The organism is Luminiphilus syltensis NOR5-1B (assembly GCF_000158175.1).
GTDB classification, from domain to species: domain Bacteria; phylum Pseudomonadota; class Gammaproteobacteria; order Pseudomonadales; family Halieaceae; genus Luminiphilus; species Luminiphilus syltensis.
On record NZ_DS999411.1, the window covers coordinates 2822015 to 2841517 of the forward strand.

The window sequence follows — 19503 nt, forward strand, 5'->3', positions numbered from 1 at the left end:
CATCAAACAATGCCCACAGGAGCGGTCTGTGCATAGTTTCAATGACGACATGGAAACCTTGGCCAAGGCCGTCATGCAGTATTCATTGGATAGAATGCGAATGGACCCTCCACCAATGGATGCGCCGGCTACCGAGGTAGAACTGGAGAGTAAGGCCGGGCAGACAGTGACCGAAGCCGGACTGGGTGGTACTGAGGCGTTACGCGTGTTTTCCGATGTGCTCGCCCCTGCCTGCCTGTCTGTGGATCATCCGCGACTACTCGCCTTTGTTCCCGCCGCACCCACCGAGGCATCAATACTTTTTGACCTGGTAGTGGGCGCCTCGAGCATTTACGCCGGCTCATGGCTGGAGGGCGCAGGCGCGGTGTATGCCGAGAATCAGGCCCTGCGATGGATTGCCGATCTGGCGGGTTTTCCCACTGGAGCGGGTGGCGTGTTTGTCGCCGGAGGGACCGCCGGAAACCTGAGCGCACTGGTCGCGGCCCGCCACCAGTGGCGGGATCGAAGCGGACTGGGAAAGACGCGCGGATTGGTCATTTCATCCGCAGGGGCCCACGCCTCCATCGCCCAGGCAACCCGGGTAATGGATGCTGACATCGTTACCGTACCGGGACACCGACTGACCGGTGCGGGTGTGGCCGAGACCATCGCGCAGTTAGACCCCGATGATCGGGCACGATTGTTCGCGGTGGCATCGACCGCAGGAACCACCAACATCGGCATCATTGATGACCTTGAAGGAATCGCCGATGTTTGCGAAAGGGAATCACTCTGGTTCCACGTGGACGGCGCCTACGGCGGCGCCGGTTTGGCCGCACCCAGCGTCCGAGCCCAGTTCAATGGCATCGAACGCGCGGACAGTTTTATCGTTGACCCCCATAAGTGGCTGTTTGCCCCCTTCGACTGCTGCGCACTGATTTACCGTGATCCGGAAACCGGGCGCCGCGCCCACCGCCAGCACGGCGATTATCTGGAAGTGCTCTACGGTGGCATCTGGAATCCCTCCGATTATGCGCATCACCTGTCGCGCCGGGCCCGGGGGCTCCCTTTATGGTTCAGCTTGGCCACCCACGGCACGAAAGCCTATAGCGATGCGGTCGAAACCACCCTTTCTGTGGCGCGTGCGGCGGCATCGTTGGTGCAGGATCACCCAAATCTTGAGCTCGTTGTCGAGCAATGCCTGTCGATTGTGATGTTTCGGCGAAAGGGTTGGACCCCTGAAGACTATCAGGCCTGGAGCAATGACCTGATGCGGCGCGGGGAGGCCTTCGTCACACCCACCAAGCATGAAGGAGAAACCGTTCTGCGTTTCTGTGTGGTCAACCCCAGAACCCGTGTCGAGGATATTGAGTTCATTCTCGACTCACTCCGATGAGTGGTACGGATACAAGCCAGCGCTGGGAGGTTCTGGTCCGCTACCGGTTTATCGAGATCATCGCACTGTGGGAGGGTCGGTTGACCACCCGACATCTCTGCGAGGCGTTCGGGATCGGCCGTCAGCAAGCCAGTAAAGATATCAATTGCTATAACCGGGTTATCGGTCCTGGCAACCTCTACTATGACAAATACCAAAAAGGTTACCTCCCGAGCGACGATTTCGTCCCGACGGTAAGCCGCGGCGACGCCGATGATTACTTGCTACTGCTTGCCAGTACCAGCGAACTGACCCGGGCTGCCGGCGGCCTGCCCCTTGCAGGCACCAACACGGAGGTACTGGCCGCGCCCAATCGTGCGGTAAGCCCGTCCATTCTCCGCCCACTGGTGCAGGCTGCCCGGGGCCAACGGCGGGTCGAGGTGGATTACGTCTCGCTCAACAACCCCGACCGAGAGGGAAGAATTATCGTTCCACACACCCTGGTCTGGACCGGCTTAAGGTGGCATGTTCGCGCCTGGTGTGAGAAAAACCGGGATTATCGCGACTTTGTCCTCAGCCGGTTCCGAGGGGATCCCGAGTTGCTTGATGCTTCACCTCAAGGTGTTGAGGGCGATGACACATGGAACACTTACCTCGAGATCGTCATCGAACCGGACCCCGACCTGACCGCAGCCCAGGCCGAGGTCGTGGCCCACGACCACCAGATGCAGGCGGGTCAGCTCAAACTGACGGTTCGCGCACGATTGTTACCCTATTTATTACAGCTATTGAGACTGGATAACGTCGACCCGTCAGCCAGTCCATTGGCGCAGCAGATTGTGGTTGCCAATCGGGAAGAGTTGGCACCCTGGCTGCTGGGATAATCGACTGGAACACGCCGCACCTTTAAACCACCGCATTTTAATAACTTTATATTCTAACGTAATAACCAAAAGTAGTTATAATAGAAATCTGCGGGATACCTGATCGGACCTGTTAAGCACTTGAACACATCGATGGAGACGATACCGTGAATGATCATCGAACACCCCACAACGCCGTTGTTAAGCACTTTTTCGACCCCCGCACCTGGACCCTGACCTACATCGTTACGGATCCCGAAACCCGGCACTGCGCTATCGTCGACCCGGTACTGGATCTCGATTACGCGTCGGGTACTCTGACCACAGAATCTGCGGACGAAGTCATCGCCTATGTCACCGCCGAGGGACTCACAGTCGATTACATTCTTGAGACCCACGTGCACGCGGACCATTTAACATCAGCGCCTTATCTAAAAGAAAAACTGGGCGGGAAAATCGCTATCGGCAGTGCCATCACCACCGTACAAAGCACGTTTGCACAGGTCTACAACGAGACTGATGCGTTCCCGACCGATGGCAGCCAGTTCGACGTCACACTCAGCGACAACGACAGCTTCAAAGTGGGTAATTTGGTGGCGTGTGCACTGCATGTGCCCGGACATACACCAGCCTGCATGGCTTATCGCATCGATGATGCCCTGTTTGTGGGCGACACCTTGTTTATGCCCGACGCCGGCACCGCGCGCTGTGACTTCCCCGGCGGAGACGCAAAAACCCTTTATCGGTCGATCAAAAAACTGCTTAACCTGCCCGCGGAAACCCGGGTGTTTGTCTGCCACGATTATCAACCCAATGGTCGGCAACTGGCTTACGAGACCACCATAGGCGATCAGCGCAAGAGCAACATCCATGTCAAAGAGGGCGTCACTGAAGAAGAGTTTGTCACCATGCGGGAAACCAGGGACAACACACTGGCGATGCCGACGCTGATATTACCCTCGCTTCAGGTGAACATGCGTGCAGGACATCTGCCACCCGCCGAAGCCAATGGCCGCCTGTTCCTGAGCTTGCCCATCAATGTATTCGGTGGCGACGACGTTGCCCGCTTCGCCGACAAGATCTGAAACGCGAACGGGACTACTACAGCAACCTACGGGGGAATAACCATGAAGAACTCGACAGTGTCGCGACATTTTGACGTGGCGGTGGTGGGTGCTGGCGCCGGTGGAATTGCAGTCTGCGCCAGCTTGCTCAACCGTGAACCGAGGATGACCATAGCGCTGATCGATCCTGCCACTATGCACTACTACCAGCCGGGCTGGACAATGGTGGGCGGCGGTATCTTCAATCCAGAATCCACCGGTCGCCCAATGGCCAGCGTCATCCCCCCCAGGGCCACATGGATTCAGCAGTCGGTTTCCGGGTTTGATCCCGATAACAACCGGGTGGTGCTCGATGATGACAGCGAAATCGCCTACGACCGGCTCGTCGTCAGTGCGGGTTTAACCCTTAACTGGTCGGGTATCGACGGCCTGGAGGAAACCCTCGGTCGCAATGGCGTCACCTCCAATTATCGCTACGACATGGCTCCCTATACCTGGCAGCTGGTGCAGGGTATGAAGACGGGCAAGGCCCTGTTCACGCAACCGCCCATGCCCATCAAGTGCGCCGGTGCACCCCAAAAAGCCATGTATCTGTCGTCGGATCACTGGACGCGAACCGGCGTGATCAACACTATCGATGTACAGTTCTACACCGCCACTCCCGGCCTTTTTGGCGTGCAGGCTTACGTACCCGCATTGATGAAGTACATCGAGCGCTACGGCGCGACGCTCAATTTCCAACATACGCTCACCCGTATCGACGGGGAGCGCAAGATCGCGACGTTTAGTACCGCGTCCGGAGAAACCATCGAGTCAGACTTTGACATGATTCATGTCTGCCCGCCCCAATGCGCACCGGCGTTTGTCGCCCAGTCACCGCTGTCCGATGACGCAGGTTGGGTCGATGTCGATCAAAATACCCTTCAGCACAAGCACTATGACAATATTTGGGCGTTGGGTGATTGCATCAGTGCGCCCAATGCGAAGACCGCGGCGGCGGCGCGAGCGCAGGCACCCGTGGTCGCATTGAACCTGCTTCAACATGCGGGCAAGGCGCCCAACATCGCCCATTACGATGGCTACGGTTCGTGCCCCCTGACGGTCGAACGGGGAAAAATTGTGCTTGCGGAGTTTGGCTACGGTGGAAAACTGCTACCGAGTTTCCCGAAATGGATTATCAATGGCGAAGAGCCGTCCCGCCTTGCCTGGCTTTTAAAGTCCCGCGCCCTGCCCTGGATCTACTGGAACGCAATGCTAAAGGGTCGGGAGTGGATGGCCGCACCGGTTCAGCAGGTTTGAAACACACCTCCTGATGTCCCATTTCATACCCATGTTCAATTGGGGTCGGCGTTATACCTCGCGGCAATTTACGGGGGATATCACCGCCGCAATTATCGTAACGGTAATGCTCATCCCGCAATCCCTCGCCTATGCACTGTTGGCGGGGCTGCCTGCAGAAATGGGGCTCTATGCGTCGATTCTGCCGCTCATAGCCTACGCCATCTTCGGCACCAGTCGCACCCTGTCAGTAGGCCCGGTCGCCGTAGTCTCACTGATGACGGCAGCCTCTGTGGGAACGGTTGCTCAGCAGGGAACCGCGGACTATGCCAGCGCCGCAATCACCCTCGCGGGTATCAGTGGCGTCCTGTTGATGGCGCTGGGTCTACTGCGCTTTGGCTTTGTCAGTAATTTCCTGTCACACCCGGTGGTGTCCGGGTTTATTACGGCTTCCGGAATTATTATTGCGCTGAGTCAGATGCGCCACATTCTGGGCATCTCGGCCCATGGCGAAACGCTACCGACACTACTTATGAGCCTCGGTGACAGCATCACCGATCTCAATTGGGCAACAACAGCAGTGGGTATCTTCGCCCTGCTCTTCTTATTGGGCTGCCGCAACTATCTGAGCCCTGCACTGGTCCTGATGGGGATCTCCAAAACCAGCGCTGACGTGGCCGCACGAGCGGCGCCCGTGATGGCCATTGTGCTCACGATTCTGGCAGTGCTCCAGTTTGACCTCGAGGCCCGTGGCGTTGCGCTGGTGGGCCACGTGCCCAGCGGTCTACCCGCCTTCAGCACACCACCATTCGATCTCGACCTGATCAAGGCACTGTTGGTACCCGGCTTCCTGATCGCACTAATCGGCTTTGTGGAATCGGTGTCGGTCGGCCGAACGCTGGGAGCCAAACGGCGCGAGCGCATCGATCCCAATCAGGAACTTATCGCGCTTGGGGGTGCCAATATCGCGGCCGCGGTATCCGGCGGCTTCCCGGTTACTGGGGGCTTCTCGCGCTCAGTCGTTAATTTCGATGCAGGGGCCCAGACTCAGGCCGCATCGGTCATGACCGCGGGCGGTATTACTCTGGCGGCGCTATTTCTGACGCCGGCACTGTACTACCTGCCAAAGGCAACCCTGGCGGCGACCATTATCATTGCCGTCACCTCATTGATCGACTGGAAGATCATAAGACACGCGTGGCAATTTTCCCGAAACGACTTCATCGCAGTAATGGCAACGGTCCTACTGACCCTCGGCTTCGGCGTTGAAATAGGCGTGCTATCGGGAGTGTTGGCCTCCATCGGCATGCACCTTTACAAAACAAGCAAACCCCACTTCGCAGTCGTTGGCACGATTCCCGGTACGCAGCACTATCGCAATATCGATCGCCACGACGTCGTCACCTATCCCAATGTGGTATCAATCAGAATTGATGAGAGCCTTTATTTTGCCAATGCGCATTACCTGCACGATGTCATCATGGGTCAACTCGCCAACAATACGCAGGTGCGACACGTGGTCTTGATGTGTCCGGCGGTAAATGAGATCGACCTGAGCGCTTTGGAGGCGCTTACAGAGATCCATGAACAACTTCACGAACGAGGCATCCAGCTGCACTTCAGCGAGATCAAGGGCCCGGTAATGGATGCGCTGAAAAACACCGACTTTCTGAAGAATCTGGATGGCAACGTCTATCTATGCCATCAAGACGCGATCGATGACCTCGCGATCAAATCCTGACGCTAAGGCTTAGTGAAGGCGTCGTTGGGTTGCCTGTTGCCACACTTTGAGTAGAGCCCGTTCGATGGCACTCTCGGCCGCCAATCCCAACTTCTCCTGCCAATGACGTTTACCGACGTAGCGAACCTCAATAATATCTCGCTCATCGAGCTGTTTCTGAAGATACTCGTCTGACGTGCATAGTTGATCGACCAGCTGTACGTCGAGGGCACGCTGCCCGAACCACACTTCACCGGTAGCCACCTGCTCGATAGCCACCTGTTTACGATTTTCAGCGACGAACTGCTTGAACAGTGCGTGGGTATCCTCCAGTTCTTCAAGAAACTTTTGCCGGCCTTTGTCGGTGTTTTCCCCGAACATTGTCAGGGTGCGCTTGTATTCACCCGCCGTGAGAAGCTCAAAATCGATGTCATTTTTCTTCAGCACTTTATGAAAATTAGGCAGCTGCGCGATCACTCCGATAGAGCCAATAACCGCAAACGGCGCCGCGATTATTTTATCGGCCACGCATGCCATCATGTACCCGCCACTGGCGGCAACCTTGTCGACCGCGACCGTTAGCGGAATCTCCGCGTCGACGACGCGACGCAGCTGGCTGGCGGCGAGCCCATAGCTGTGGACCATACCGCCCGGACTCTCAAGCCGAACGAGTACCTCGTCCTCCTTTCGCGCCTCGGGAAGAATGGCGGACAGCTCCTCGCGCAACTGCTCAACCTGCGCGGCGCGCAAATCGCCATCAAAGTTGAGAACGAACAATCGAGGCCGCCGGGCGTCTTCTGCAGACTTTTTCTTCGCCGCTTTTCGCTCGACCTTACGTTGCTTTTTCTCTTCCTTTTTTCGCCGCTTGGCGCTGGCCTCGTCTTCCGTCACCGAACGTACGGTGTCACGGAAATTCGTGTAACGCTCATTAACCTCGCGCACCTCGATATAGCCGTCTTCCGACCCACGTCGACGCTGAGTCAGAGCCACAACACCGGCGACCACCAGTAAAATAGCCACAACCAGAATAATGGCTTCAAAAAAGAACACTGCGATTTCCGAAAATAATTCCATAACGGCTCCGTTTAGGCCTGGTCGTTCACCAAGCCGTGCGATATGAGTTGGCCACTGATCGATGTCATTGGCGGTAGTGGTGGCAGGTTATGGGCGTCAAACCACCCGGCCTCGAGGATTTCATCGCCATCCGGCCGCAGTTCACCGCCCGCGTACTGGGCGAAAAACCCCAGCATTAGCTGGCCGGGAAAGGGCCACGCCTGGGATCGGAAATACTGGATATCGGATACCTGCACACCGACCTCCTCGTACGCCTCACGCTCGATGGCCTGCTCAGCGCTTTCGCCGGGCTCCACGAATCCAGCCAGCGTACTGTAAAAAGTAGCGCGTCGATGATTCGCCTGGGCGAGCAGTATCTGCTCCCCGCGCTGAATCAGGAAAATGACACACGGCGCGAGTCGCGGATACTGCATCAACTCGCACCGGGCGCATGCAAGACCCCGCCCCGAATCCCCCAGTTCAGTTTTGCTGCCGCAGCGCCCGCAAAATTGATGATCGCGTTGCCACTTAAGGAGTTGGAAGGCCCGACCCTGCGCCGAGAACAAGGCGTCGTCAATGCGCCCCAGCAAGCTATACAGACTGCTCGGGATGTGCCTCAGAGGATCTACCTTCTCCGGCTCCAGATCCACCGCGAAGGCGGGTTGCTGCTGCCAGTAACCCACGGGTACAACGTCGCGTTCACCGAACACGCGTACCACCTCATTCCAGCGCCAGGGGCTACCGGGGGATGCCATGAGATCGCCAATGCAATCCTGACCCGCAAATACAAATACAACGTCCTCGGGTCCGGGCGGACCCGAAGGACTGTCAAACGACAACATGACGCCTCCTGATTTCGGCGGGCATTGTACCCGAACCCGTAGCGCGGCCCTAAAGCGACACCAATTTGCGCTACATCGCCTAGAATAGTCGGGTCGTGATTTATTTCTGAATCAACGGTGTGGCCGTTGGCGCGGTATCACCCGTTAACAATAAGGCGAAGTTCACAATGAGCGAGACCTCTTCCCAGGCGTTATGGCACAACTTTCTTGGACCCTCACCGACGTGGTACAAGCAAACGATTATTGCCTTTTTGGTAATCAATCCCCTGCTGCTACTCGTAGCGGGCCCTTTTATTACCGGCTGGGTATTGATCGGCGAATTTATTTTTACCCTAGCATTGGCGTTGCGCTGCTACCCGCTGCAGCCCGGCGGCCTTCTGGCGATTGAAGCCATCGTTATTGGCTTGGCAGAGCCCCACACTGTCTACGATGAAGCTCTGGCTAATTTTGAAGTCATCCTTCTGCTGATGTTTATGGTAGCGGGAATTTACTTCATGAAAGACTTGCTACTTGTTGTTTTTACAAAGATTTTATTAAACGTCAAATCCAAAAAAATGCTTTCGCTGCTGTTTTCACTGGTAGCGGCAGTGTTGTCAGCCTTCCTCGACGCGCTAACAGTAACCGCGGTGTTAATCACCATTGGCGTCGGGTTTTATGCGGTGTATCACAAGGTAGCATCCGGCAAAGGCATCCATCACGAGGACCACGACCACGGGAACGACGCCGAAGTACGGGATACGCATCACGAGGAACTGGAGCAATTCCGGGCCTTTCTGCGCAGCCTGCTGATGCATGGCGCGGTCGGAACCGCACTCGGCGGGGTATGCACCCTGGTCGGCGAGCCACAGAATCTTCTGATCGCGACCGTAGCCGGTTGGGACTTCATCACCTTCTTTAAGCTGATGGCCCCCGTCACCATGCCAGTACTGGCCTGCGGCCTGGTAACTTGCCTGCTATTGGAGACCACGGGCTGGTTTGGCTACGGCGCTCAGCTGCCCGAGAACGTGCGGCGGGTGCTGGAGGAGTTTCAGGAACGCGAAGCGAGCCGCGCCAATTCCCGAAGCCGGGCCAAACTGGTTGTTCAGGGGATCGTCGCGGCCATCCTGGTAATTGGCCTGGCCTTCCACCTTGCCGCGGTGGGCTTGATTGGACTGATGGTTATTGTATTACTCACCGCCTTTAACGGCATCACCGAGGAGCACCAGTTAGGTCACGCCTTTGAAGAGGCACTCCCCTTCACCGCGTTACTTGTGGTCTTTTTTGCCATTGTGGCGGTTATTCATGAGCAGCACCTGTTCACTCCGGTTATTGATGCGGTACTGGCGATGGAATCCAATGTCCGACCGATCATGTTCTTCGCGGCCAATGGCATTCTGTCGATGATCAGTGACAACGTGTTCGTGGCGACCGTTTATATCAGCGAGGTCAAGAGTGCATTGGATGCCGGTGAGATTACCCGGGCGGAATTTGATCAGCTGGCAATCGCCATCAATACAGGTACCAACCTGCCCAGCGTGGCAACCCCGAACGGTCAGGCCGCCTTCCTGTTCCTGCTGACCTCAGCGCTGGCACCCCTGATTCGCCTGTCCTACGGCAGAATGGTCATCATGGCTGTGCCTTATACGCTGGTTCTCGGTGGGGTAGGCGCGGCAGCAGTAGCGGCCTTTATTTGACAGGAGCCATCCAACCGCGGTGGTGAATTTACTCCGCCGCGGATTGCTGCTCCCGCCAGATCACCGGGCCGCCGCTGGCGGCGGCAATGGCATCGAGCCTTTGCTCGTGCCGGGCAAGCTCTTCCGCTGACGCTCGCATCACCCGTAAGGGCGGACGCGAAGTGGGTAGCCTGCGGATGCCACCGTCGGGGTTATCCGCGGTATCCAAAGACCCCTCCTCATCATCCGACAACCCCAGGCTGGTCTGTCCGCCGGTCATCAGCAGGAAGACATCGGCGAGAATCTCCGCATCCAGCAGTGCCCCGTGCAGGGTCCGGGTGGAGTTATCCACACCGTAGCGCTGGCACAAGGCGTCGAGACTATTGCGCTGGCCGGGGTGTTTGCGTCGGGCGAGCACCAACGAGTCGGTTACGCGACAGTGATCTGCCACCGCAGTGCGCCGGGCACCGAGTCGATCCAGCTCGGCATCGATGAAACCAACATCGAAGGGGGCGTTATGAATAATCAGTTCCGCACCATCAATAAAGGCCAAAAACTCGTCTGCAACACGATCAAATGTGGGTTTATCGGCAAGAAAGTCGGGGGTGATGCCGTGGACTTCCATCGCCCCCGGATCGATCTCGCGTTGGGGCTGCACGTATTGGTGGTAATGATTTCCCGTGAGCTTGCGATTCACCAGCTCCACACAGCCAATTTCGATAATACGATGCCCCTGAGTGACTTCGAGACCCGTCGTTTCCGTATCCAGTACCACATGGCGCATGCTATCTATCCCTTAAGCTCATCAATGCCGCGGTTGGCGAGTGCATCGGCCCTGTCATTCTCTGCATGCCCACTGTGGCCCTTAACCCAATGCCAGCGCACCTCATGGCGGGCACACTGCTCATCAAGCGACTGCCAAAGATCCTGGTTCTTGACCGGTTTGCGCGCAGCAGTACGCCAGCCGTTACGCTTCCAACCGGCAACCCATCGGGTAATGCCGTCACGCACGTACACCGAATCCGTCGTGAGATCGACGGTAGAGCCGTCCTTCAGGGAGCGAAGCGCTTCTATTGCTGCTGTCAACTCCATGCGGTTGTTGGTGGTCTGCGCCTCGCCTCCCCACAGCTCCCGCTCACGATCGCCTCGCCGCAACAGCACTCCCCAGCCGCCGGGTCCCGGATTGCCGCGGCAGGCACCATCGGTGAAAGCCTCTACGCTGGTAGTCATGCGAATGTCGCTTATTTGACGGGACGCAGGCGCGGGCCTGGGCGGTAGCGTTGCTGCGTGGGCAATCGAGCGCCCGCCACCGGCCTGCTGACCGGGATGGAGATCAGCCGCGCACGAACGCGACGACTTTCGACCTCGATCAGGTGTGCCCTTACCATTTTTTGCGCATGAATCACGTAGCGCTACCCAGGGGGACATTGTGCCTGACCAGCCGCTCATCAAGCCGCTGCAATACGCCCCGCAGGCGTCCCCGAGTCGAAGTTGGCACTACAAGTTTGTGGCGGGCATGATCACTGTTGAAATCCAGAAGCGAGAGCCAGTCCTGCGCCTTGTGCGGACTAACAGGGCTGATGCCTCGCCAGGGTGACTGGGATCGAGCCGACTGCAGGCGGCGCAGGCCACCCAGCAGGGATCGCGGGTTCATTCCCACAAGAATCAGGTGTCCGTGCGGCGTGAGCACCCGGCGGATTTCGCGCAGTGCCTGATGCGGGTCCTCGCTTACATCCAGCGCGTGTAATGCCACGACAACGTCCACCGACTCGGTTTCAAAAGGCAATTCTTCATCGAGGGCATACACACTCAACGCCCCGGTGCCAACCGGGCCAGCGCCGGGCCTGCTGCGTATCACCTGCTGTACCCGTGTCATGGAGGGTATATCGATCGCGGGGTCTGTTCCCAAAAGCACCATGTGGTAGCCGAACAGTTCGTCGAGTGCTATGGAAAGGTCATCCACAAGTTGCTCCCGAAGGCGCTGGCCAACGCCACTGGTGGCATACCAGGTTTCCAGTGCCTCGCGGGGATCGTTAGAATACGATGTATCATGCGAAAGTGTTGTCATTGGGGGACTGTAGCGCCGCTACCTCCCAACAGGCAAGTGGAGTCAAAACAATGTCTGTTTCAATCAGCCCCATTCCAGCATTTCAGGACAATTACATCTGGTTACTGGAAGACACTCAACATCGTGCGGTTGTGGTGGATCCCGGCGATGCGGAACCCGTGCAGGCGGTACTCGCCGAGCGTGGACTGGATCTCCACGCCATTCTGATCACCCATCATCATCCCGATCATGTGGGTGGGGTGCTCACCCTGAAGACGGCTACCGGATGCAAAGTCTACGGACCCCGCAACCCCGAGATCGAAGGTATCGATCATCCGTTGAAAGACGGGGATCAGATCGACGTCCTCGGAGAATCATTCGAAGTGCTCGAGGTCGGGGGCCACACCCTCGATCACATTGCGTATCTCTCGCACACCAGTGAGCCTGCGCTTTTCTGCGGCGACACCCTGTTTGTTGCAGGCTGCGGTCGAATGTTCGAGGGTACGCCGCCGCTCATGTACCAATCGCTGGCCAGACTCGCCGCATTACCGCCGCAAACCGCTGTGTATTGTGCTCACGAATACACCCTCGCGAATCTTGCTTTTGCCCGCGCGGCAGAACCTGGAAATAGCGCCATTACTGCGCGTATCGAAGACCTTGAAACGGTGCGGGCAGCGGGCGAACCCACAGTACCCTCCTCGATTGCCTGGGAACTCAAAACCAATCCCTTTCTTCGATGCGGAGAGCCGACGATAGTCGAGCAGCTGCAGCGAGAGGATCGATTAACAGGAGACGCGCCCCACGAAATATTTGCCGCACTGAGGCGCTGGAAAGACAACTTTTAATGGGACCTGCACCTCGCTTTCTCACCCTGGCGGTGCTGACGTCCGTGCTGGCAGGATGTGGCGCGCTGATGCCGTCAGACACGGGGCAAGGGACAGCAGATACAGAGCTTGGTGACGCGGGCCCGGCCACCGAGGTCGTTGAAACCGTCGTCGCTGAACCAATAGCACCTATCGACCTCTGGTCGCTCATCGCCCGGGATTCAACCTGGCGGGCGCCCGATAAAGACCCAGAAATCGCCAGCGCGCGCGATCGCTACCTGCAACAGCCCCAGCTCAGCGAGGTGATCTCAGAGCGCGCAGAGCCCCACCTGCAAACCGTGGTAGCCGCCGTCAGAGCGCGGGGCCTCCCCATCGAGCTGGCATTGGTTCCCGTCATCGAGAGCATGCTGGACCCCTGGGCGTACTCTAGCGCCCACGCCGCCGGGCTTTGGCAAATCACCTCTGGCACTGCCAGTCACTATGGTTTGAGACGAACATGGTGGTACGACGCACGTTACGATGTCGCTGAGGCGACCGAATTTGCACTCGACTACCTGGAAGCGCTCAACGCCCGCTTTGATGGTGACTGGTTTTTAACCCTGGCCGCCTACAATAGTGGCCCGGGACGCGTGTCTCGCGCCATCACCCGCGCCGAGGAGAACGGATTGGAAGCCACCTACTGGTCCCTGGATCTGCCCCGTGAAACGCGACGGTATGTGCCACGCCTACTGGCCATGGCAGAAATTATCCGGGAGCGCGCAACGCTCGGAATCGCTCTTCCCTCCGTGCCGATTGATGCCCGCCTTGTGCCTGTCGCCGTCGCGGGTCAAATCGAAATGGAACGGGCAGCGCAACTGGCGGGACTGCCCCTTGAGGAGCTGCGGCGTCTCAATCCGGGGCAACTGCGTTGGGCGACCGCGCGAGGCCCGGACCAGGTATTGTGGCTTCCGGAATCGCTCGCCAAACCTTTTGCCCGCAAACTGGCACAACTCGCCCCCGAAGATCGAGTGCAATGGGTACGCTATACCATTGAACCGGGAGACACCTTGACGAAGATATCCCGGCGTATGGGCGCGCCCGTAACACTGATTCGCGAGATCAACGACATCGAGGGACACCTGATTCGTGCCGGCGACAGCCTGATGATCCCAGGTTCGCTGCAGGGTGAGAATGCACTCGCGCTTGCCCGTATCGGGCCGGAACGTGGACGACGCCCGGGTCGATATGAAGTCAAGTCCGGCGACTCCCTGTGGAGCATTTCTCGCCGATTCGGCCTCGATCTCGACGCGCTGCAACAGTGGAACCAACTCGCCCCCGACCGCTACCTGCAACCGGGGCAGACTCTGCGCCTACGGCCATGACAACGACGCCGGCAAGCGAAGAAGGCCTGCAGCAGCGCCACCTTCTCGCCATCGATGGTGCACATTGCGCCAGTTGTGTGGGAAAAATAGAGCGCGCGCTGCAAGCCGTGCCCGCGGTCGAACAGGCCAGCATGAACCTTGCAGAGCACACCGCCAGCGTTATTGGGCAGGTCAACAACGAACGCTTGCTCGATGCGGTGCAAAATGCGGGATACCGCGCCCGTTTACTTGATGAGGCGGATCTCTCCGCCGTTATCGAAGAGCAGCAGGAAGCAACCCATAACGCACGCCGGCGCGCATGGCGTTCTACTGTGTTTGCACTGGGTCTCGGGCTACCGGTTATGGCCTACGGCTGGCTGGGCGGCTCAATGCTGATCACATCGCCGTCGCAACAGCTGGGCTGGGGCGCTATCGGGCTGCTCACGCTGACATTAATGCTGACCACGGGCCGCCATTTTTATAGCGATGGGCTTAGAGCTTTATTTCACGGCAATGCCACCATGGACAGTTTGATCGCCATTGGCACCTTTAGCGCCTGGTTCTATTCGATGCTGGTCGTGGTTTTTCCTTCGCTTTTCCCCGTCGTGTCGCGATACGTTTATTTCGAAGCATCTGCAATGATTCTCGGCCTGATCAGCCTTGGACAGGCGCTCGAAGCCAATGCAAAGGCACACAGTACCGACGCGCTGAAACGGTTGTTGTCGCTGCAGCCCGACACCGCCCACAAAATTGACGGCGACACCGAGACCGACGTGCCGGTCAGGGGCCTGAAGCGTCATGACGAGGTCCGGGTCAAACCGGGGGAGCGGATGCCGGTTGATGGCAGCATCATCGAAGGTACCGCCTATGTCGATGAATCGATGCTCACCGGGGAGCCGATGCCGCGCCTGAAAAACGCCGGAGATACTGTGACGGCAGGCACGGTGAACGGTTCGAGCTCTATTCGTGTCAGGGTAGCCAGCCACAGTGCGGGCACGACGCTCGCGCGAATTACCCGGCTGGTTCGCGAAGCCCAGTCGAGCAAGCCGGCGATAAGCCGATTGGCGGACGATATCGCCGCATGGTTCGTACCCGCCGTGATGGCGACAGCCCTGATCAGCGCGCTCGCCTGGTTGTCCTTCGGGCCCGACCCGTCGATAACTCTCGCCTTCGTGGTATTTACCTCGGTTTTGATTATTGCCTGCCCATGCGCGCTCGGACTGGCCACGCCAATGGCGGTCATTATGGGTGTCGGCAAGGCCGCCGAGTTTGGTGCGCTTATCCGGCGTGGGGACGCACTGCAGACAGCTGCCAAAATCACTCATCTGGTCATCGACAAGACCGGGACCCTTACCGCGGGCCGGCCCAGGATCACGCAGGTTGACGCTACCGGGACCCACAGTATTCCCGACGTGATGGCGCTTCTGGCCAGTGTCGAAACACACTCAGAGCACCCCATTGCCCGCGCCGTTGTCGACTATGCGTCGCAGGAAAACCTGCAGCCAATTGCCGCAAAAGGCTTTAAGGCCCATGTTGGCCAGGGTGTCGAAGCGATGGTCGACGAATGGCGGATCCTGGCGGGCAATCAGCAATTCCTTCAACACCATGGCGTTGACACTGGACAGGCATCGGTGGCCGCTGTGCCCGGCCAGACTGTCGTTTTCGTGGCTATCGACGAAACGCTCGCCGCCACCGTTTGCATCGACGACCCCCTAAGACACGACGCCAAACAAGCCGTTGAGCGCATCAAATCAATGGGCATCAAGGTCGCCATCTTCACGGGTGATGCCGCACCGGCAGCAACAAGAATCGCCCATGATGTGGGGATTGAGCGCGTAGAAAACACCCTTCTACCGCAAGATAAAGCCGCGCTGATTTCTGCCATGCGGCACCCGGGTGCGGTGATTGCGATGGCGGGTGACGGTATTAACGACGCCCCGGCTCTGGCCTCAGCCGATATTGGATTTGCCATGGGTTCGGGCACCGATATCGCCATCGAAAGTGCCGATATCACACTACTCAGCGATTCATTGACGGGGGTGGCCGATACCATCGCACTGAGCCGCGCAACGATTCGAACCATCAAGCAGAATCTCTTCGCCGCTTTCATCTACAACGCGGTCGGTATTCCGATTGCTGCTGGCGCGCTCTACCCTTTCACGGGCTCGCTACTGAGCCCAGTCGTCGCCGGAGGAGCGATGGCGCTAAGCTCGCTGAGTGTTGTCACCAATGCCACCCGACTCCGTTTCTTCAAAGCCGGCGGATCTGCGCCATCGTTTAGCAACGACCGAGCGGCCTGATGTTACGACCTCAATCCGAGTCCTTGCGAGCGGCTTCCATCATGGACCGCTTGTGCAACTTGCCATCTTCCTGTCTCGGCAAACGGTCATGAAACACGAGAGAACTCGGCACCTGAATGTGCGAGAGACGCTCGCGCAGCCACTCCAATAATTCGAACGCGGTCTCATCCGTGGCGTCCGCCCAGTTCTCCGGCTCCACGACCACTCTGACAGACTCACCATGCTCATCACTGGGGACACCAAAAACGGCAACATCGGCCACTTTATCGTGGGTAATCAGTACGTTTTCGATCTCAGCCGGAAAAACATCAACACCCCCGCTGGTCACAGTGAACTCGGCACGATCCGTCAAATAGAGAAAACCCTCCTCATCAAGGTATCCCACATCACCGACCGTTACCCAACCGTGTTCATTCGTCGCCGCCAGTGATTTTTCCCGGTCGCCGTGATAATCGAATGGGTGCTGAGGGTCGGCGAAAAAAACCTTTCCAATCTGCCCCGGCGGCAATTCTCTACCGTCAATCGAGACAATTTTGGGCTCGCCGAACAGGGGCTTACCCACCGAGCCTTTGTGGGCCATCCACTCTTCAGAATCAATCACCGAGAAGCCAGCACCCTCACTCGCCGAGTAGTATTCGTAAATAATCGGGCCCCACCAGGCAATCATCGCCTCCTTTACCGCAATCGGGCACGGGGCGCCGGCGTGAATCGCCACCTGCATACTGCCGAGATCGAATTGGCCACTAACCTCTGCGGGCAGCTTGAGCATCTGCATGAACATCATCGGTACCCACTGGCTATGGGTCACCCGATGGGTCTCGATCAAGGCAAGCGCCGCTTCAGCGTCGAAACGCTCCATAACAACCGAGGTGCCACCGGTGGCCAGTACCAGTAAGTTGTAATGAATCGGTGCCGCCTGGTAAAGCGGCGCCGTAGACAAATAAGTCGTTTCCGCGCCGAAGCCGAAAGCCGATCCCACAGAAACTTCCAAGGGGTGCGGCGCGTCATAATCCTTCGATACCCGAGGTGGTAATACCGCTTTGGGTCGGCCGGTGGTGCCCGCCGTATAAATCAGCGGCGCCCCCAGGGCCTGATCATCAATCGCGCATTCGGGCATTTGATCGATGACCTCCTCAAAGGAATCCCAACCGTCGACCACACCATCCATCAGGTAACGCTGCGTGAGCCCGGTTAGTCCGGCCGCCGCCGCCTGCGCGATATCGACCCACTCGAGAGCCGCAAAAAACAAGGTGGCGCCGGAATTTTCCAGAATATGGCGTATATCCTCCTCCCCGAGGTGCGTTGGGATCGGGGAAAAAATGACTCCCGCTCGCTCAGCGGCGCAGGCAATTTCGATAAGCTCGCGTCGATTACCCATCAGTAGCGCGATATGATCGCCCGTGTGAACACCCGCGGTGCGCAGTAGCTGCGCAATTTGATTGCTTCTCCGATCGAGGTCCCCGTAATCAACGACCTCGCCACTCGGGGCGAGAATGAGGGCGGGTTTTGCGGGGGTTTCAGCGGCGGTAGCCGAGATATGCGGCATGGAGTGTGCTCCTGATTATTTCCCAGCTACTATACAAGAGACCCGCACACACAATCATCAACAAGAGTAGGGATCGATTTGAAAGATCACTGTCCTGACACCGGCGCTGCGGCACGCGCCGACATTCGACAAGGGTTATGGCGCAAGCCCACCAGCGGCATCGCGCCCGGATTCGTACAGTGTAATCTCGTGATTTTAGACACCGGGGCGGCCTCGGATTTTCTTCGCTTCTGCCAAACCAACCCAAAGCCCTGCCCCTTGCTCGCCATGAGCCCCGAACCTGGCGATCCCACATTACCGGCGCTTGGCGCATCGATTGATGTGCGGACGGACTGCCCGAGCTATCGTATCTGGACACAGGGAGCGCTAACCACCGAGTGCGATAATCTCCTCGATCACTGGCAATCCGACCATGTCGCCTTTGCATTGGGTTGTTCATTTTCTTTCGAGGAGGCCCTCATCGCCGCGGGGGTTGAAGTGCGCCATATCACGGAGGGCGTTAACGTACCCATGTACCGAACCCATTTGCCCTGCGAGTCGTCCGGAGTGTTCCGCGGTACGATGGTCGTCAGCATGCGACCAATGAAACCCGCACAGGCGATTCGCGCAATACAGATCTGCGCGCGCTTCCCAACGGTGCACGGTGCTCCGATACATTTTGGGCAGCCCGAGGCAATTGGTATTAACGATCTTACGGCCCCTGATTTTGGTGAGGCCGTCTCCATAAGAGAAGGGGAAGTTCCCGTGTTCTGGGCCTGCGGGGTAACGCCTCAGGTTGCTTTGGAAAATGCGAAGCTACCCCTTGCATTTACCCACACTCCGGGGCACATGCTGATCACAGATTTACGTAATGCAGAACTGGCGGTAAATTGATATGGCTAAGGCAATAACCCTCAATTGTGATCTCGGCGAGGGATTTGGCAAATGGAAGATGGGGCTCGACGAAGAAATGATGCCGCTGATCGACTGTGCCAATATCGCCTGCGGCTTTCACGCGGGTGATCCCTGCACGATCGAACGAACCCTCGAACTGGCGCGTCGACACAAAGTGGAAATTGGTGCCCACGTATCCTATCCGGATCTGCAGGGCTTCGGCCGCCGATCAATGGCGATACGGGGCCACGAGCTGGTCAATTTGATTCACTACCAAATGTCGGCGCTCGATGGCATGGCCCGTGTACACAATAAAAAGCTCGATTACGTTAAGCCCCACGGTGCGCTCTACAACGACATGATGAAAGATCTCGGCCTACTCAACGATGTGATGTCGGCCGTATCCAGCTGGCACAAGTCGGTGGATCTCGTGGTAATGGCGACCCCGAGAGATAAAAAATCGGTCGAGCTGGCGGTGGAGCACGGCCTCAACCTGCGCTTTGAGGCGTTCTGTGATCGCGGCTACACCAACGCCGGATATCTTATTGAACGGGGTAAACCTGGAGCATTACTGAGCACCGAGCAGGCCGTCGATCAGGCGCTGGCGGTCGCGAAGGGTGAGCTGCGTAGCAGCAAAGGTAAAAAACTGTCGATTACCGCCGACACACTGTGCCTGCATGGCGACACGCCGAATGCGGTGGCCGTGGCGACGGCGATTCGCGAAGCCCTCCAAGGGTATTAAACCCC

The 19503-nt window shown here is 58.0% G+C and carries 17 protein-coding genes; 11 read left to right on the forward strand and 6 right to left on the reverse strand.

Annotated features, from left to right (window positions below):
- Positions 1-28 precede the first annotated feature (28 nt).
- The 5 genes from NOR51B_RS12830 to NOR51B_RS12850 all read left to right on the forward strand — a co-directional run bounded on the left by NOR51B_RS12830 (position 29) and on the right by NOR51B_RS12850 (position 6300).
- On the forward strand, positions 29-1375 hold the full coding sequence (locus tag NOR51B_RS12830; RefSeq protein WP_009019535.1) for a pyridoxal phosphate-dependent decarboxylase family protein: 1347 nt from the start codon (positions 29-31) through the stop codon (positions 1373-1375).
- A complete protein-coding gene (locus NOR51B_RS12835) occupies positions 1372-2238 on the forward strand; it encodes a helix-turn-helix transcriptional regulator (protein WP_009019620.1) in 867 nt (288 codons plus the stop codon). The genes NOR51B_RS12830 and NOR51B_RS12835 overlap by 4 nt, the downstream gene beginning before the upstream one ends.
- A gap of 146 nt (positions 2239-2384) precedes the next feature.
- Positions 2385-3302 carry an MBL fold metallo-hydrolase gene (locus tag NOR51B_RS12840; protein WP_009019109.1) on the forward strand — a complete coding sequence of 306 codons (918 nt, stop codon included), beginning with the start codon at positions 2385-2387 and terminating at the stop codon, positions 3300-3302.
- Between the two features lie 42 nt (positions 3303-3344).
- Positions 3345-4580, forward strand: coding sequence for an NAD(P)/FAD-dependent oxidoreductase (locus NOR51B_RS12845; protein WP_009019711.1), 1236 nt, complete (start codon positions 3345-3347; stop codon positions 4578-4580).
- A 13-nt stretch (positions 4581-4593) separates the two neighbouring features.
- On the forward strand, positions 4594-6300 hold the full coding sequence (locus tag NOR51B_RS12850; RefSeq protein WP_009019587.1) for a SulP family inorganic anion transporter: 1707 nt from the start codon (positions 4594-4596) through the stop codon (positions 6298-6300).
- A 9-nt stretch (positions 6301-6309) separates the two neighbouring features.
- Here the strand turns inward: NOR51B_RS12850 and sohB are convergent, their stop codons facing one another.
- Positions 6310-7353 carry a protease SohB gene (gene sohB / locus NOR51B_RS12855; protein ID WP_009019405.1) on the reverse strand — a complete coding sequence of 348 codons (1044 nt, stop codon included), beginning with the start codon at positions 7351-7353 and terminating at the stop codon, positions 6310-6312.
- Between the two features lie 11 nt (positions 7354-7364).
- On the reverse strand, positions 7365-8174 hold the full coding sequence (nudC, locus tag NOR51B_RS12860) for an NAD(+) diphosphatase (protein ID WP_009020833.1): 810 nt from the start codon (positions 8172-8174) through the stop codon (positions 7365-7367).
- Between the two features lie 167 nt (positions 8175-8341).
- Between nudC and nhaB the strand changes: the two genes are divergently transcribed.
- Positions 8342-9847, forward strand: a complete 1506-nt coding sequence (gene nhaB, locus NOR51B_RS12865) for a sodium/proton antiporter NhaB (protein ID WP_040482120.1) — start codon at positions 8342-8344, stop codon at positions 9845-9847.
- Between the two features lie 28 nt (positions 9848-9875).
- Here the strand turns inward: nhaB and dnaQ are convergent, their stop codons facing one another.
- The 3 genes from dnaQ to NOR51B_RS15065 form a co-directional block, all read right to left on the reverse strand.
- Positions 9876-10610, reverse strand: coding sequence for a DNA polymerase III subunit epsilon (dnaQ, locus tag NOR51B_RS12870; protein ID WP_009021120.1), 735 nt, complete (start codon positions 10608-10610; stop codon positions 9876-9878).
- Positions 10611-10615: 5 nt separating this feature from the next.
- A complete protein-coding gene (gene rnhA / locus NOR51B_RS12875; protein WP_009020423.1) occupies positions 10616-11056 on the reverse strand; it encodes a ribonuclease HI in 441 nt (146 codons plus the stop codon).
- 172 nt (positions 11057-11228) lie between these two features.
- Positions 11229-11894, reverse strand: a complete 666-nt coding sequence (locus tag NOR51B_RS15065; protein ID WP_050759486.1) for a class I SAM-dependent methyltransferase — start codon at positions 11892-11894, stop codon at positions 11229-11231.
- Between the two features lie 50 nt (positions 11895-11944).
- On the opposite strand from NOR51B_RS15065, the gene gloB reads away from it, so the two are divergent.
- From gloB to NOR51B_RS12895, 3 genes are read left to right on the forward strand one after another with little or no spacing between them, the layout of a single operon-like run.
- Positions 11945-12718, forward strand: a complete 774-nt coding sequence (gloB, locus tag NOR51B_RS12885) for a hydroxyacylglutathione hydrolase (RefSeq protein WP_009019822.1) — start codon at positions 11945-11947, stop codon at positions 12716-12718.
- Entirely contained in the window at positions 12718-14058 is a 1341-nt protein-coding gene (locus NOR51B_RS12890) for a LysM peptidoglycan-binding domain-containing protein (RefSeq protein WP_009021340.1), read from the forward strand. The genes gloB and NOR51B_RS12890 overlap by 1 nt, the downstream gene beginning before the upstream one ends.
- Positions 14055-16337: a heavy metal translocating P-type ATPase gene (locus NOR51B_RS12895; RefSeq protein ID WP_009020217.1), complete on the forward strand. Its 2283-nt coding sequence runs from the start codon at positions 14055-14057 to the stop codon at positions 16335-16337. Before NOR51B_RS12890 ends, NOR51B_RS12895 begins: the two co-directional genes overlap by 4 nt.
- 10 nt (positions 16338-16347) lie before the next feature.
- On the opposite strand, the gene NOR51B_RS12900 is transcribed toward NOR51B_RS12895, so the two are convergent.
- On the reverse strand, positions 16348-17883 hold the full coding sequence (locus tag NOR51B_RS12900) for an AMP-binding protein (protein ID WP_009019626.1): 1536 nt from the start codon (positions 17881-17883) through the stop codon (positions 16348-16350).
- A 78-nt stretch (positions 17884-17961) separates the two neighbouring features.
- Between NOR51B_RS12900 and NOR51B_RS12905 the strand changes: the two genes are divergently transcribed.
- Positions 17962-18756, forward strand: coding sequence for a putative hydro-lyase (locus NOR51B_RS12905; protein ID WP_009020600.1), 795 nt, complete (start codon positions 17962-17964; stop codon positions 18754-18756).
- A 1-nt stretch (position 18757) separates the two neighbouring features.
- Entirely contained in the window at positions 18758-19498 is a 741-nt protein-coding gene (locus NOR51B_RS12910; protein WP_009019265.1) for a 5-oxoprolinase subunit PxpA, read from the forward strand.
- Positions 19499-19503 lie beyond the last annotated feature (5 nt).